General features: G+C 71.8%; 14 protein-coding genes. 3 read left to right on the top strand and 11 right to left on the bottom strand.

Going from position 1 to position 14880, the window contains the following annotated elements:
* Positions 1-22: 22 nt before the first annotated feature.
* The 9 genes from ACLJOK_RS20920 to ACLJOK_RS20880 all read right to left on the bottom strand — a co-directional run bounded on the left by ACLJOK_RS20920 (position 23) and on the right by ACLJOK_RS20880 (position 8496).
* Complete coding sequence (locus ACLJOK_RS20920; protein WP_410820388.1) at positions 23-1084, bottom strand: hypothetical protein; 1062 nt, start codon at positions 1082-1084, stop codon at positions 23-25.
* 139 nt (positions 1085-1223) lie between these two features.
* On the bottom strand, positions 1224-1865 hold the full coding sequence (nfi, locus tag ACLJOK_RS20915) for a deoxyribonuclease V (protein ID WP_410820387.1): 642 nt from the start codon (positions 1863-1865) through the stop codon (positions 1224-1226).
* Between the two features lie 125 nt (positions 1866-1990).
* Positions 1991-2239 (bottom strand): hypothetical protein, encoded by a 249-nt coding sequence (locus ACLJOK_RS20910; RefSeq protein ID WP_410820386.1) that lies wholly within the window; start codon positions 2237-2239, stop codon positions 1991-1993.
* Between the two features lie 56 nt (positions 2240-2295).
* Positions 2296-2955, bottom strand: a complete 660-nt coding sequence (locus ACLJOK_RS20905) for a tetratricopeptide repeat protein (protein ID WP_410820385.1) — start codon at positions 2953-2955, stop codon at positions 2296-2298.
* Positions 2956-2992: 37 nt separating this feature from the next.
* A complete protein-coding gene (locus ACLJOK_RS20900) occupies positions 2993-3427 on the bottom strand; it encodes a hypothetical protein (protein WP_410820384.1) in 435 nt (144 codons plus the stop codon).
* Positions 3428-3441: 14 nt separating this feature from the next.
* Positions 3442-3729 (bottom strand): hypothetical protein, encoded by a 288-nt coding sequence (locus tag ACLJOK_RS20895; RefSeq protein ID WP_410820383.1) that lies wholly within the window; start codon positions 3727-3729, stop codon positions 3442-3444.
* Entirely contained in the window at positions 3698-7729 is a 4032-nt protein-coding gene (locus ACLJOK_RS20890; RefSeq protein ID WP_410820382.1) for a toxin glutamine deamidase domain-containing protein, read from the bottom strand. The genes ACLJOK_RS20895 and ACLJOK_RS20890 overlap by 32 nt, the downstream gene beginning before the upstream one ends.
* Before the next feature lie 15 nt (positions 7730-7744).
* Positions 7745-8077 (bottom strand): hypothetical protein, encoded by a 333-nt coding sequence (locus ACLJOK_RS20885; protein ID WP_410820381.1) that lies wholly within the window; start codon positions 8075-8077, stop codon positions 7745-7747.
* Positions 8074-8496 carry a YbaB/EbfC family nucleoid-associated protein gene (locus ACLJOK_RS20880; protein WP_410821553.1) on the bottom strand — a complete coding sequence of 141 codons (423 nt, stop codon included), beginning with the start codon at positions 8494-8496 and terminating at the stop codon, positions 8074-8076. Before ACLJOK_RS20880 ends, ACLJOK_RS20885 begins: the two co-directional genes overlap by 4 nt.
* A 78-nt stretch (positions 8497-8574) precedes the next feature.
* On the opposite strand from ACLJOK_RS20880, the gene ACLJOK_RS20875 reads away from it, so the two are divergent.
* Positions 8575-9816, top strand: a complete 1242-nt coding sequence (locus ACLJOK_RS20875) for an SUKH-3 domain-containing protein (RefSeq protein WP_410820380.1) — start codon at positions 8575-8577, stop codon at positions 9814-9816.
* A gap of 18 nt (positions 9817-9834) precedes the next feature.
* Here the strand turns inward: ACLJOK_RS20875 and ACLJOK_RS20870 are convergent, their stop codons facing one another.
* The gene (locus ACLJOK_RS20870) at positions 9835-11274 is read right to left on the bottom strand and encodes an aldehyde dehydrogenase family protein (protein WP_410820379.1); all 1440 of its coding nucleotides are present in this window, start codon (positions 11272-11274) and stop codon (positions 9835-9837) included.
* A gap of 142 nt (positions 11275-11416) precedes the next feature.
* Here ACLJOK_RS20870 and ACLJOK_RS20865 point away from each other — a divergent pair, with 142 nt between their 5' ends.
* Both ACLJOK_RS20865 and gabT read left to right on the top strand, forming a co-directional pair.
* Positions 11417-12853 (top strand): gamma-aminobutyraldehyde dehydrogenase, encoded by a 1437-nt coding sequence (locus tag ACLJOK_RS20865; RefSeq protein ID WP_410820378.1) that lies wholly within the window; start codon positions 11417-11419, stop codon positions 12851-12853.
* A gap of 3 nt (positions 12854-12856) precedes the next feature.
* Positions 12857-14128, top strand: a complete 1272-nt coding sequence (gabT, locus tag ACLJOK_RS20860) for a 4-aminobutyrate--2-oxoglutarate transaminase (protein WP_410820377.1) — start codon at positions 12857-12859, stop codon at positions 14126-14128.
* 56 nt (positions 14129-14184) lie between these two features.
* Here gabT and ACLJOK_RS20855 read toward each other — a convergent pair whose 3' ends face one another.
* A complete protein-coding gene (locus ACLJOK_RS20855) occupies positions 14185-14859 on the bottom strand; it encodes a hypothetical protein (protein ID WP_410820376.1) in 675 nt (224 codons plus the stop codon).
* Positions 14860-14880 lie beyond the last annotated feature (21 nt).

Below are 14880 nucleotides of genomic sequence, written 5' to 3'. Positions count from 1 at the left end.
GGAGGGCCAGGCCGTACTCCGCTCAGCCGGGGAGCCGGGGAATGAACACGGTGTGGCCGCCGCCGTCGGTGGGCGGGTCACCGGGCTTCGGGCGACCGTCGGGCCGACCCGGCATCGGCTGGGTGGCCTCCGGGGCGGGGGTGTCCGGCCGGGCACCGTAGACCCCGCCGGTGGCGGGACGCGGTGCCGGCACCGCGCCACCCCAGGCGGCGGCCGGCGGCTGCTGGCCGTACACCTGACCGGGGCGACCGGGCCCGGCCGGCAACCCACCCCCGGCGCGGTAGGTGGTGCCGCCGGGGTTGCCCGGCAGCGTGCCCGGCGCGTCGTCGGACGGCTTCCGGTCCTGCCGCGAGCGACGGAACAGCAGCACGATGAGCAGCAGGCCGACCGCCACCAGCACAATGCCGAAGTACATCACCGGGGATCCTCCTCCGGACGACTCGGCGGCGGTCGCCGTGGTGTTCGGCGCGGCGGAGACGCCGCCCTGCGCCGCCGGGTTCACCGCCTCGTCGACGGTCGCGACCTCGGTCGGGCTCGGAGTCGGCGTCGGCTTCTTCGACAGCGAGGGCGTCGGCGACGGAGTGACCCGCGCTCCGGTCAGCCGCGCCGCGTCGGTGGCGTGACCCAGCGTCTGGCCGGCGGCGCTGATGCCCGCGCCCGTGACCACCAGACGGCCGCCCGGCGAACCCGCCGCGAACGCCACCCGGTAGCGCACCGTGATGCCCTTGCCCTTGCACAGCGTCGGCTTCGAGGGTGACGTCTGCGCGGTCGACACGGTGCCGGCGCCACCGGTGACGGCCACCGGGAACCAGCGCCCGTCCGCGTTGACCTCGACCGCCACCTGGTTCGGCTGGAGACCCTCCAGGCTGAAGCCCAGTGCGGTACGCAGCAGGACGCACCCGTCGGTGCGCTTACGCACCGCGACGTTCACCCCCTGCGCGGAACCACCGGCGGCGAAGCTGCTGGCCGCACCCACCCGGACCGAGTCCTGATCGGCCAGCGCCGGCGACGCACCGAGCATCACCAGGCCGCCCGCAAGACCGCAGACCGCCGCGAGCCGTGCCACGCGTCGACGCACTGTCATGATTACCTCGCCGTTCTCCCCGGGTGGGGTTCGCGGGTCAGGCTACTACCGGCCCCCCTGTCCCACCGGCTATAGAGCGCCCAGCATGTGTGCGGCGTTACGGTTTACGGCTCGGCTGGTGGCCGGACTGACCAGCCAGTCAGCGCTCCCGCTCTGCCTCGGCGAGGACGTCGCGGCACAGCCGGTCGGCGGTGCGGGTGGTCTCCGGCAGCCGGTAGCGCGGAGTCAACGCCAGCACCTGCGCTGTCGCGTTCTCCAGGCTCATCCGATGGCCGACGCTGACGAAGACCGGCTTCACCCCGTCGCGGGTCCGCAGCACCTGACCGACGACCTCACCACCGTCGCGCAACGACGACCAGGAACCCCGCTCGGCGGACGGCGGATCCCACACCCCGACCAGCGACGTCTTCGCCACCCCGATCGCGGGCAACCCGGTGACCACCCCGAGATGACAGGCGAGCCCGAACCGGCGCGGATGGGCCAGGCCGTGCCCGTCGCAGACCAGCAGGTCCGGGATGGTGGTCAGGCGGTCGAGCGCGGCGAGCAACGCGGGCAACTCACGGAAGGCGAACAACCCCGGCACATAGTCGAACGCGGGTCGCCCCACACCGACAGCGGAGTCCACCACCGCCAGGGTCCGGGCATCCAGGACCGTCACGGCCGCCGCCAGCAGGTCACCGCCCTCGGCGTACGCGACGTCCAGGCCGGCCACCGTCGCGGGCACGGTCGGCCCCGGCCCGACCAGGTCCACCAGCGGCCGCAACTCGTCCTGTACGGCCACGGCCTCGGCGACACTGGCCGGCCCCGTGGCCGCCGCGCTCGTCGCTTGCGATGATCCACTCGGCTTCAAGGAAGTCGGGCCATCCCACGGCCCTGGATGCCCCGACTTCAAGGAACCGGAGTCGATCACCCTCGGCCGGAGGCGTCGGCGCCATCCCCGGCGGCCCTACCGTCCGGGCCACCCCGGGCAGGATCACCGTCGGCCCGGCCCCTGATCGCACCCAGGCCGAATACGAAGGCAATGCCGAGCGCGACGCCGAAGGCGACACCACCCTTCGCACCGAACACGGGAATGCCGATCGCCAGGCCGACCAGGATGCCAACCGGCCAGGTCCAGAGGTAGGACTTGTCGCTCTGCGTACCGGATCTCGCCACGCGTCGATCTTATTCGACGCCGCCAGGGCTCCAACCCCGCCGATCGCCTTCCACGCTCAGGCGAGCCCCAACTCGTCGCGGGCCTCCTCGACCCACCGGCCAACCCCGTGCGCGCCGCTGTCGGCCGCCAGCCCGGCCGCCTCGTCGAGCAGCTCACGGGCAGCATCCCGATCACCGTCGCTCGCGGCCAGATCCGCCAGACCGATCAGGTTCGCCGCGACACCGGCGGTGAAGGACAACTTCCGGCGCAACCGGGTCGACTCGGTCAACAACTCCCGCGCCCCATCAACACGACCGGCGGCCTGCTCACCGAAACAGAGGTGCCGCAACACGTACGACAGCGTCAGCTCATCCCCCGCCGCGGTAGCCAACTCGCGCGCCCGGGCGAAGGCCGGGTCAGCGGCCGCCTGGTCCTGCCGGATCACCTGGTGGACCGTACCCACCCAGAAGAGCGACTCGCCCTCACCACGGGCATCACCCAACTCCCGGTAGAGCCCGGCCGCCCGCTCGAAGAGCGGCAACTCCTCCGCGTCCTCCAACCCGGTGTCGAGGAAACGTGCGTGCAGGAGCCGCCCCCGCGCCAACGCCACATCCGCGTCCAACGCGGTGAGGTCCCGTTCCGCCTCGTCCAACGACTTCGCGTCGCCACCGAAGACCGCCTGCTCATACCGCACCTGCGCCCGTACCAGCCGCGCGTCCAGCCCCTCGGTCGTCATCGACCCGTCCCTCCGTCTGCCCATTCGCGAAGCATGCCTACTTCGCTCTCGCTAGGTCGGGGTCCGCGCCAGGATCGCCGGCCGCACGAAGCTGCTCCTCGAACATGACGAACGTCCGCTGCCGAATCCCACGAATAAGCGCCTGCTCCTTCGGCGTCTCGTGACGCGCTTCGGCGTCCGCCAGGAGCTCGATCGCACGCACCGTCTCGTAGAGCGCGAAGATTGGCCCTTCACCCTTGAGATAGTGGGCCCGGAACGCCTCCACCTCCTGCACGAAGTCCTCGGCGGTACGCCGGAATATGTCACCTCCGACGCCGAAGACGATCTCGCTGAACAAGTCGTTCTTCTCCTGCCAAGCGCCGGTGTCGATCGCAACACGCCAGACCCTGGCGCCCCCGTCGGGCGTCTCCACGATTTTTACCGGCGACTGGTAATACAGGTAGTAGGACGGGAGCACCAGACCTCCGTCCATTGGGGATCACCACCTTAGCGATCGCCGCCGCCGTTGAACATGGCACGGATTGAGCCTTCGTCAGGCAACTTCTCACCCCCAGTCACTGCTTCAACCACCGACTCAGCGTCAGCGCGGCTCACGTTCTTGTAACGGTCCGCATTCCGATAGTCGTCGAGAAAGCGCACTACAAGTCCCGAATCGTGGGCCCACGCTCGGGCGCGATGATCCCAGAGGACCGCCTGACCTAGGCCCGCATCCATGACGAAGAGGCCGGCCGGCCCGCTCTGCTCATCGATCCGGTAGATCACGTAATAGCTCAACAATCTCCTGCTCCAACTCTTCGGCAACCTGCGGTGCTATAGGGAAGTCACGAGACCCTAGCCTCAGCCCTTGTACCACCTGTGCGAGGCTTGTCCCTTGGCTAGTTAGCCAGGCGCGGTATTCGCGCCAGACGTCGACGTTCTGGCTGATCCACTTGGCGAAGGTGGCATCCTTGGCCGGGAAGCGGAGATCGAGCCCGCTCGGCAGCGCATCCGGCAGGCCATTTGCGCGGTTCACACTAATCATCCGCAATAAAGCGTGGACTCGTCGTTCGGGACCGTTCGACGGGCGCCTTAAGATCTCGTACTCCTCATGGGTGGCCAGCCACGCTTCTCGTGACACCGCAGTGTGCAGCTGCAACTCGATCAGCATCCCGTCCGGCGAACGAAGTGTGCAATTTAGTCCGTAGAACCGGTTCCCCTGGCGCCAGAAGTTCTTGCAGGCTGAAGTCGGCACTGAGAAGCCAGCTTCGGTCAGGCCGGCAAGGACCAGGTCGACGGCGTTGCTGTAGCGCTGGCCCGCCGGCATCTCGAAGCAGAACCTCAGGACATCATTGACGCTTGCCGCAAAGTCCGTCGCGTCGATCGTGGCGATGCGGGCCTCGTCGAGGTACTTCCGCGCCAGCGATTCCAGCCCCTTGACGCGATACTCGCGATCCCGCAATCGGATTGGTTCGTCAAGGCCGAGCGCGGCGGTCACGTTCTGCCCGACCTCAGTCAAAGCATTCTCGACCTGGTCAGCAGCGCCCAGAGCGTGCTCACGCAGCTCTGTCAGAACCGCCAGCTCGTCCACCCTGAGCTGGGCGAGGTTGGGCATTGATCGGGCAACATCACCGGATTCCGCCCGGCCGAAATCGGCACCCGAAGAGCCTGGGCCTTCTAGGAGCAGGTACATCCGGTTGATGTACGGGTCGCCGTGACCGCCGTCGTCGTGCGTCGGCGGGTGATCCGGCAGGTCGGGGCGTTCGCTGAACCGGCCCCGGGGTAGTCCGCCGAGCGGCATCGGCCGGCCGTCCCCGCTCAGCACCAGTGCGTCGATGCCGACCACATTGGGGTAGAGCGGCCGGTCCCGGACCACGCCGTTCTGCGGGTCCACGTAGAGCACAGTGCCGTTCTGGTTGAGCGCCACCCAGGCGTGCGAACCGCCGTGCGCCCACTCGGTGACCAGGAACGAGTAGCTGCCGTGGCCGCCCAGCAGCAGTTGGTCGTGCAGGTTGCGGTAGCCCCGGTCGGCGGCCTGCCGCGCCTGGGCGGCGTCCGTACGTTGGCCGGGGGCGAGGAGTTGCTGGAAGCGCCCGCCGGTCACGTCCTCCACCCGGCCCGGGCCGCCTGCCTCGCCACGGATCGGGCGCCGGATGTCACCGTCGAGGTAGCCGTCGAAGGTTCGTGGCGCCGACACGCGGGGGCGCCCGTGCACCCACGTCTCGAACAGCGACAGTGTGCAGTCCAGGCAGTTGATGCCACGGGTGGCGTCGGCCGCGGGACCACCGTCGTTGAGCAACCCGAACCAGCCGCCCTGTCGGGGGTCGGCGGTGCGGGTGACGGCGCGGTCCGGCCCGCGGGGCATCTGTCGTTCGACGTCGACCTGGTGCAGGGCGAGCGGTGGCCGGAGTCCTCCGGGCTGCCCGTACGGCCGGGAGTCGTCGATCGGCGGCGGATCGTCGTCGCCGGTGAGCCTGGACGGACCGGCAGTCTCCACCGCGCCGAGCGCGAGGGCGCCCACGTCCCGGTTGGCGTGCTCGAAGGTGGCGCTGATGTCCACGACCGGCGGGGCGGTGGTGCCGGCCAGCACCGCGTCTGCCAGGTCACGCCATTCGGAGTACGCGCGAGCTTCCTCGTTCGCGGCGCGCTGCCAGCCGTCGGCCCACTGCCGGTTGCCGGCCTGGTGCAGTTGTCGGGCGTAGGTGGCGTACTCGACGGCTCGGCGATCGTGCTCCACGGCACGGGTGCGCAGTCGGGCGGCTTCGGCCTGACGGCGGTTGTTCTCGAACCCGATCCGCAGCGATTCGTAGTGGTCCTGGTAGCGCCGCCGCTCGGCGGCTTCCGCCGCAGCGGCCCACTGCGCCGCGTACGCGTCGTTGATCTCGGGCTCCCGCACCGTCGGGGCGCCGAACGCGGCCACGTCGACGGGGATCGACGCCCTTCCCCGGGCCGGATGGTCGGGCGCTCGCACCGGTGCGGGTGCCCCCCGGGTCGGGATGCGCGACGGCACAGCGAACCGACCCACCACTGGTGGGGTGGGGGCGACCGGCAGCGGACCGCTGGTGGTGGTCGGGACGCCGAAGGTGACAGGCGCCGCCAGCCCGGGGTTGATCGTGGGTGCGGAGGGTCCAGTCGCCGGAGACCAGGCGGTCGGTCCGGAGGTGGTGGCGTGCGCCGAACTGCCGGGGTGGGTCGGCGGCGTACCGGTGGCAGCCGGCCCGCCGCCCGATTCGAGGGGCCCGGCCACGGGTGCGGCCGCCGCCGAAAGCCTCGGATCAGCACTCATCGCCGACGTGCCCGGATCAGCACTCACCGCCGAGAGCGTGGGGTCGGCCGCGACCGGGTGCGGGACGCCCGCTCTGTCCCCGAACGACCCGCTCGTCGACGCTGTCGCCTCGGAAGCGCCTGCCGAACTGTCCACCACGTCCACGTCGGACACCGCACCGACCGGCACCGGTGAGGGCGCGACCGGAGACGCCAGACCGGCTCCCAGTGACTGCTCGACAACCGGTGGCGTCGGCGCAGCCAACTGGTTCGGCGGCGGCGCGGCGACGGACTCCGTCGCCTGCGCCGCAACGCCCGCAGACGTAACCAGACCACCCGCGGCCACACCACCGGCAGCCCCCGTAGACGCAGCCGCCACCGCAGGCGAGACCGCCGTTGACGCGGCCGCCGAGGAGGACGACACCCCCGAGGAGGACGACGCCCCCGAGAAGGCCGCATCCCCCGCGACAGGCAGCACGGGCGGGAGGGAAGGGCCCGTGAACGATGCTCCGGCGAGGGCGTTGGCCTGCGCGTCGAGCCGGGCGCGTAGCGCGTGGTCGGTCTGCCCGGTCGCCGAACCGGTGGCCCCGGACGCGGCGGCGCGCGCCACGTCCTCCATCGAGGTCAGGCCCTGACCGGTGGCCAGGCTCGCCGCGCTCTCGGCGAGCACCTCGCCGGTCATCTCCCGCCCCAGGTGCTCCCCGACTTTCGCCGCCCGCCCGGTCGCGTGCCGGCCCAGGCCGGCCAGCGGCGCCACCGCCCCGCCGGCCAGCCCGCCGACCGCTGAGGCGCCGAGATCGGTGAGGTCCAGGCCGTGTGCCCGCCCGGTGGAGTTCTGGTACGCCTGGGTGGCCAGGGTGACACCGGCCTCCTCGGCGGCCTCCTCCAGCCCTCCCCGGGCGGCCCGCTTGGCGAGCCCGCGTGCACCACCTCGGGCGACCTCCTTGGCGGCCCGCTCGCCGGCCTCCTTGAGACCGTGTTTGAGGGACTTGCTGGCCAGTTGGCCCATGAGCCGCTTGAAGATCTGTTGGACCAGCAGCCGCGTCGCGGTGATCGCCGCGCCGGCGGCCGGGGTTGCCGCACCGGCGGTCAACACCGCCGCCACCGCCACCGTGAGCAACTCGATGACCAGGATGCCCAGCTCGATCCAGACTTCCAGCTTGGCGCCCTCGATGTCGCAACCGCACTCCTCAACCAGTCGGCCCAGGTCGGCGGTGACCGCGAGCAGCACGGGCAGCGGGGCGTCGGCGCCCTCGGCGATCCCCCGCCAGGCGGCCTCGAACGCCGCGTCGACGGCCCCGACGCCGCCGTACCCGTTGTGCACCTCGACAGCGGCCGCGGCGGCGTCGGCGTGCGGCCCGGCGAGCACGGAGGCGACCGCGTACCACTGGTCGGCGACGTCCCAGACGGCCCGCTCGTTGCCCTCCGGCCACTGCACGCCGACCACCCAGTCGAGGGCCTCGTAGATCCAGCCGGGCACGTCCCACGGCGCGTAGTCCAGCGGGTGCGGGACGGGGCTCGGCAGCACGCTCATCGGGATCGTCGGCCGTCAGCGCCGGTCGGCGGCCCGACCGACCCGGGCGGCGCTGGCCCTGTCGGTCTGCACGCTCGCGTCGACCGCCTCGACCACGTCGCTGCCCAGTTCGGTGAGCCGGTGCCCGACGCCGGCCCAGGCTCGCAGCACTGTCTGCTCGAGCCCGCGGTAGTTGCGCTCGAAGACGGCGCCGATGTCGTCGCGACCCCAGGGCCGGGCGCCGCTGGCGGCCTCGATCGCCCCGCCCTCCGCCGCACGGCGGGCAGTCACCGCCTCGCCGGCGAGCGCCAGGTCGGCACCACCCCGGGTGGCCCGGGACGGATCAAGCCAGAGCTGCCCGTCGGTCATGGCGTCGCCTCACCTTTGCCGAGTACGGCGTCGGCCCGACCGAGCAGCGTGGCGTAATCGCCGGTCTTGAGGAAGTCCATCGTTCCGGAGCCGGCCGGCATGGTCTCGGCGACGAGGTCGCGGGTGGCGTCGGCGGCGGCGGTCGCGGCGGCCCGGATCGTTTCGGTGACCTTTCGGCCGAGCGCGTCAGCGTCGCGGTCCCGGTAGATGGCCGGCGTCAGCTCGACCTCGATCAACTGGCCCTGCGCGCCCACTGTCGCCGTCACCTGCCCGTCGGCCGACCGACGGGTCACGCGCAGCGCGGCGAGTCGCGTCTGGAGAGTGTCCAAACCGGATCTGAGCTGCTGGTATTGCCCATAAACGTCATCGAATCGGGCCCTTAGCTCGCGATTGACGCCCCGGTCCGCCTGTTCGTCCACCGCCGCCCTCCCGTCACCGTCGGTAGAGCAAGACAATACCGGCCGCCATCGATCCGTGTAGTCCGGTAGTTTCAATGCGTGATCGACCGTCAACAGGCCGAGCAGCTCGCGGCCACCTGGGCCCGCCGTGACTCGCAGCGTCTCGGCCACGAGTGCACCGCGATGGTCGACGAGTTCGACCTGGGGTGGGTCATCACGTCCGTCGTGCCCACCGAGGTGCGCACTGTGCCGGGTGACCTGCCGACGACAGTCATCGACAAGCAGACCGGCACTGTCACCACCTGGCCTCGGGTGCCGAGCACCGTGGTGGCGGAGCTGTACCGGCGCAGCCAGCCCGCTGGGCCGACCGCTCCCCGCACAGTCGACCCGTCGAACCTGCTGCTCCGGGAAATCCATCGGGGCGCCACCCCGAACACCGCCGCGCACCTGACCATCGACGGACGGCTCTGGACGGCCCAGGGCACGAAGGCCGACGTGCCGCTCAACCATCACCCGCTGGTCCGCGACTATCTCGACCAGCTACCCCCCGGCGAGCTGGTTCGCGGCGGGGAGGCCCACGCGGAGCTGATCGTGGTCTCCGACGTCCTGCACGAGTACGACCACCGCCGCGCCGCCGAGGGCATCGCGCCGATGGGGCGGCCCGAGGCAGCGGCGCTGCTGGAGGGCGCCCGCTTCGAGATCTTCCGGGTCCGTGAGCCGGGTGATCCTGCTGGTGGGCCCGCCGAGCGGCCCTGCGACTCGTGCCTCTCCTTCCTGGTGCGGGCGAACGTCCTACCGGAGTCGGCTCGCGCCTACACCGAGACCTGGCAGGCGCCGGAGGCACCCGACCCCGATCCTGGGCGGTTCCCGGCGGAGGTCGCGAACGCGCTGGTCGCGGCCGGTTGGAGGCCACACATCGGGGATCAGATCATGGCCGCCGCCGCCGTGCGGGACGTCACTTCGGTGCCGGGGCGCAACCATCGGCACGAGGTCTTTCCCGCCGCCGTGGAGGCGCTCACCGCGTTCCCCAGCCTGGTCGGTGCGCGGCGCGGCCGGGGCGAGCAGGTGTGGATCTCCCGTTTTGACATCCGCCCGCACACCATCGCGCACACCGCCGACACCCTCGCGGACTTCGGCGCGGTGCTCGGCGTACGCCTCTTTCCGATCGGCACCGAGCAGCAGGACAGCATCCTGGCGGTGGACGAGCGCGGCCGGGTCTTCGCGCTCGACCAGGCCGGCGAGTGGTTCCTCGGTGACACCGTCGACGCCGCGCTGACCACCCTGCTGCTCGGCCGCGCCCCCGCCCGGGTGCGCGACGACGGCACCTGGCAGGCCGACTAGCGCGGCAGCGTTGCCGGCCTAGAGCGTGAGGCCGGTCAGCACCATGACCCGGGGCTCGGTGTAGTCGTCCATCGCGCTGCGCAGCCCTTCCCGGCCGACGCCGCTGCCCTTCACCCCGCCGTAGGGCATCTGGTCGGCGCGGTACGACGGCACGTCGCCGACGATCACCCCGCCCACCTCGAGGGCGCGGGCGGCGGCGAAGGCCACGTCCAGGCGCCGTGTGAAGACGCCGGCCTGCAAGCCGTACGCCGAGTCATTGACCGCGGCGAACGCGGCCTGGTCGTCGGCGACCGGGGCGACCACCAGCACGGGCCCGAAGACCTCCTCGGCCACGACCTTGGCGTTCGCCGGCACGCCGGTGAGCACTGTCGGGGGGTAGGTCGCGCCGTCGCGGAGGCCGCCCACCTCGACGATGCCGCCGGCGGCGACGGCCTCGGCCACCCACGTCTCGACCCGGCGGGCCGCGTCCTCGGACACCATCGGCCCGACGTCGGTCAGCTCGGACGCGGGGTCTCCGGTCCGCAGCCCTCGCACCGCCGCCACCAGTCGGGGCAGGAAATCGGCGTACCGGGCGTGGTGCACGTACACCCGCTGAACGGCGATGCACGACTGGCCGGCCTGGTAGTTGGCGAACGTCGCGATGCGCTGCGCGGCGAAGTCCAGGTCCTCGTCGGCTGTCCAGTCCGCACAGAGCACCACGGCGGCGTTGCCGCCCAACTCCAGCGTCACGTGTTTCTCCGGCGCGGCGCGGCGGATGGCCGCGCCGACCGGCCCGGAGCCGGTGAACGACACCACAGGCAGCCGGGGTTCGGTGACCAGTTCGGCGGCGCGGTCGTTGGGCAGCGGCAGCACCGAGAACATCCCGACCGGGAGGTCGGTCTCGGCCAGCAGCTCGCCGAGCAGCAGCGCGGTCAGGGGCGTCGCGGGAGCGGGCTTGACGATGATCGGCGCGCCGACGGCGATGGCCGGGGCCACCTTGTGGGCGACGAGGTTGAGCGGGAAGTTGAACGGCGTGATGCCCAGCGCCGGCCCGCGCGGCACCCTGCGGACCAGCGCGATCCGCCCGCCGGCGGCCGGGTCGGTGTCGAGTCGTTGCAACTCGCCGGAGAAGCGGCGGGCCTCCTCGGCGGCCCAGCGGAAGGTCGACACCGCCCGCCCGACCTCGGCGCGGGCCCACGTGAGCGGCTTGCCGTTCTCCGCGGTGATCAGGGCGGCGATCTCGTCCGCGCGCTCGGCGAGCCGCCGGGACACGTGGTCGAGGGCCGCCGCGCGGGCGTGCGCGGGCAGGGCCGCGGCCTGCGCTGCCACCCCGGCCGCCGCGGCGACGGCGGCGTCGACCTGGTCGGGCGTGGCGAATGTGGTACGCCCCACCGGGCGGCCGTCGTACGGGTGGTGGACGGTCAACTCACCCTCGCCGGTGGCGGGGCGGGAGGCGACGAAGAAGGGGGCATGCTCCACGCCGAGCAGCGTAGCCGAGCGACCAGTCGACGGAAACAGTCGCGATAACCCTTGTCTGCCGCGAATTCAGTAGCGAAGATGGCAGAGAGATTGCGATAACCGCCGCAGAACCGCGCCCCCGGCCCCCTCGGAGTGATCCCTCATGAGTGACCAGCAGCAGCTGCGCAACTTCGTCAACGGCTCCTACGTCGACCCGTCCGATGGCGGTTACGCCGACCTGGTCGACCCCTGCACGGGTGAGGTGTTCGCCCAGGCCCCAATCTCCGGCGCCGCCGACGTGGACGCGGCGATGAGCGCCGCCGCCACCGCCTTCGAGAGCTGGCGGGAGGTCACCCCCGCCGAGCGGCAGCGGGCACTGCTCAAGCTCGCCGACGCCGTGGAGGCACGCGCCGCCGAGCTGGTCGACGCCGAGGTGCGCAACACCGGCAAGCCCCGTCAGCTCACCGCCGAGGAGGAGCTTCCACCGGCGGTGGACCAGTTCCGGTTCTTCGCCGGCGCCGCCCGGATGTTGGAGGGGCGGTCCGCCGGGGAGTACCTGGCCGGGCACACCTCCTACGTGCGGCGTGAGCCGATCGGCGTCTGCGCGCAGGTCACCCCCTGGAACTACCCGCTGATGATGGCGGTCTGGAAGATCGCCCCCGCGCTCGCCGCCGGCAACACTGTGGTGCTCAAGCCGTCGGACACCACACCGGTGTCGACGCTACTGCTCGCCGAGATCGCCGCCGAGTTCTTTCCGCCGGGGGTGTTCAACGTGGTCTGCGGCGACCGGGACACCGGTCGTACCCTCGTGTCGCACCCGACCCCGCAGCTGGTGTCGATCACCGGCTCGACCCGCGCGGGCATGGAGGTCGCCGCCGCGGCGGCCCCCGACCTGAAGCGCACCCACCTGGAGCTGGGCGGCAAGGCCCCGGTGGTGATCTTCGACGACGCGGACGTGGCGGCGGCCGCCGAGGCCATCGCGCTGGGCGGCTACTTCAACGCCGGGCAGGACTGCACGGCGGCCACCCGGGTGCTCGCCGGCCCCGGCGTCCACGACGACTTCGTGGCGGCGCTGGCCGAGCAGGCCCGCAACACGAAGACCGGCGCCCCGGACGACGCCGACGTGCTCTACGGTCCGCTGAACAACGCCAACCAGCTCAGCCGGGTCAGCGGCTTCGTGGACCGCCTGCCGGACCACGCGGCGATCCAGACCGGCGGGTCCCGGCAGGGCGAACGCGGCTACTTCTACGCGCCGACGGTGGTTTCCGGGCTGCGTCAGGCCGACGAGATCATCCAGGACGAGGTGTTCGGGCCGGTCATCACCGTGCAGCGCTTCTCCGACGAGGACGAGGCGGTGCGCTGGGCCAACGGCGTCGACTACGGCCTGTCCGCGTCGGTCTGGACGCGCGACCACGGCCGGGCCATGCGGATGACCCGTCGACTGGACTTCGGCTGCGTCTGGGTCAACACGCACATCCCGTTCGTCTCCGAGATGCCGCACGGTGGCTTCAAGCACTCCGGGCACGGCAAGGACCTCTCGGTCTACAGCCTGGAGGACTACACCCGGATCAAGCACGTCATGCACAACCTGGGGAGCTGAGGCATGCCGTCGAGCGAGGAGTTGCACAAGCGGCGCGGTGATGCCGTGGCCCGGGGTGTCGGCAGCGTGATTTCGTCCTACGTGGACAGCGCGTCGGGCGGGACGATCACCGACGTCGACGGCCGGGAGTGGATCGACTTCGCCGCCGGCATCGCCGTGACCAGCGTGGGCAACTCGGCGCCGCGGGTGGTCGAGGCGGTCCGGGCGCAGGTGGAGCGGTTCACCCACACCTGCTTCATGGTCGCGCCGTACGAGTCGTACGTGGCGGTGTGCGAGCAGCTCAACGCGTTGACGCCCGGCGGGTTCGCGAAACGCTCCGCGTTGTTCAACTCCGGTGCGGAGGCGGTGGAGAACGCCGTCAAGGTCGCCCGGCACGCCACCGGGCGGCCGGCGGTTGTGGTGTTCGACCACGCGTACCACGGCCGCACCAACCTGACCATGGCGTTGACCGCGAAGAACATGCCGTACAAGCACCGGTTCGGGCCGTTCGCCGGGGAGATCTACCGGGTGCCGATGTCCTACCCGCTACGCGATGGTGGGCTCTCCGGCGCGGAGGCGGCGGCCCGGGCCGTCGAGATGATCGAGAAGCAGGTCGGCGCGGAGAACGTGGCCGCGCTGCTCATCGAGCCGATCCAGGGCGAGGGTGGCTTCGTCGTACCCGCGCCGGGTTTCCTGCCCGCACTGCGGGCCTGGGCGACGGCGGCCGGGGTGGTCTTCGTCGCCGACGAGATCCAGACCGGTTTCTGCCGTACCGGTGACTGGTTCGCCTGTCAGCACGAGGGCGTCGAACCCGACCTGGTGACACTGGCCAAGGGCATCGCCGGTGGTCTGCCGCTGGCCGCCGTGACCGGTCGGGCCGAGCTGATGGACGCGGTGCACGTGGGTGGGCTCGGCGGCACGTACGGCGGCAACCCGATCGCCTGCGCCGCCGCGCTGGCCACCATCGAGACCATGCACGAGCTGGACCTGGCCGCTGCGGCCCGACGGATCGAGTCGGTGCTGGTCCCCCGGCTACGGGCCATCGCCGAGCGGGATCCCCGGGTCGCCGAGGTACGCGGCCGGGGCGCGATGCTCGCAGTGGAGCTGGTGCTGCCGGGCACGCTCACCCCCGATCCGGTCGCCACCGCGGCGATCTCGGCGGCCTGTCACGCCGCCGGCCTGCTCACCCTGACCTGCGGCACGTACGGCAACGTGCTGCGTTTCCTGCCCCCGCTGGTGATCCCCGACGGGCAACTCGGTCGGGGTGCCGACGTGCTCGACGCCGCCTTCGGTTGAGCGGCTGAGCAGGCTGAGCGGCGGAGGGGCCCGGTGCACGGGCCCCTCCGCCGAGGTCAGCGAAGAACCTCGACCGTGTTGCGGCGCACCAGGTTCTTGCCCGGTTCGCGGATCTGCTCCATGGCGGCGGAGTTGAGCAGCACGCAGCTGCCCGACGGCCCGGTCACCGTCACGGTGGTCGCCCGGTTGTTGTCCAGGTTGGTCACCCGCAGCCGGGTGCCCACCGGGAACTGCCCGCTGGTCGCCGCCGGCCCGGCCGCCTCCTCGAAGAAGGTGATCGCCCCGGAGCACGCCGACTGGGGCGCCGGGCCGGGCGCGCCGGGCGACGCGGCTCCGGGACGGACGGTGCCGGGTGCCGGAGCGCCGGCCGGCGGGGCCGCGCCGTCGACGCGTTCCACCACGTTGCGGCGGATCACGTTCTTCCCCGGCTCGCGGACCAGCTCCATGGCGGCGGAGTTGAGCAGCACGCAACTACCCGACGGGCCGGTCACCGTCACAGTGGCCGCCCGGTTGTTGTCCAGGTTGGTCACCCGCAACCGGGTCCCGACCGGGAACCGGTCACTGGTCGCCGCCGGCGCTCCGCCCTCCGCCGAGAAGGTGACCGAGCCGGAGCAGACCGACGACCGTGCCGGGGACGTGTCGGCGAACCCGAAGCTGGTCCCCACCGACACGCCCACCGCGGCGAGCACCGCCACGCTCGCTGCCAGCACGTGCCTGCGCTGCACCCTCATCGCCGTCACTCCCGTCCTCGG

It is taken from the genome of Micromonospora sp. 050-3 (assembly GCF_046549335.1).
Lineage (GTDB): Bacteria > Actinomycetota > Actinomycetes > Mycobacteriales > Micromonosporaceae > Micromonospora > Micromonospora trifolii.
The sequence above is the reverse complement of the archived record's forward strand: the minus strand, read 5'-3'. Positions and strand labels throughout refer to the sequence as shown.

Coding starts and splice junctions, on each gene's coding strand:
- ACLJOK_RS20920 (WP_410820388.1), bottom strand. CDS start 1,084: ATGACAGTGCGTCGACGCGTGGCACGGCTCGCGGCGGTCTGCGGTCTT.
- ACLJOK_RS20905 (WP_410820385.1), bottom strand. CDS start 2,955: ATGACGACCGAGGGGCTGGACGCGCGGCTGGTACGGGCGCAGGTGCGG.
- ACLJOK_RS20900 (WP_410820384.1), bottom strand. CDS start 3,427: ATGGACGGAGGTCTGGTGCTCCCGTCCTACTACCTGTATTACCAGTCG.
- ACLJOK_RS20890 (WP_410820382.1), bottom strand. CDS start 7,729: ATGAGCGTGCTGCCGAGCCCCGTCCCGCACCCGCTGGACTACGCGCCG.
- ACLJOK_RS20885 (WP_410820381.1), bottom strand. CDS start 8,077: ATGACCGACGGGCAGCTCTGGCTTGATCCGTCCCGGGCCACCCGGGGT.
- ACLJOK_RS20865 (WP_410820378.1), top strand. CDS start 11,417: ATGAGTGACCAGCAGCAGCTGCGCAACTTCGTCAACGGCTCCTACGTC.
- gabT (WP_410820377.1), top strand. CDS start 12,857: ATGCCGTCGAGCGAGGAGTTGCACAAGCGGCGCGGTGATGCCGTGGCC.
- ACLJOK_RS20855 (WP_410820376.1), bottom strand. CDS start 14,859: ATGAGGGTGCAGCGCAGGCACGTGCTGGCAGCGAGCGTGGCGGTGCTC.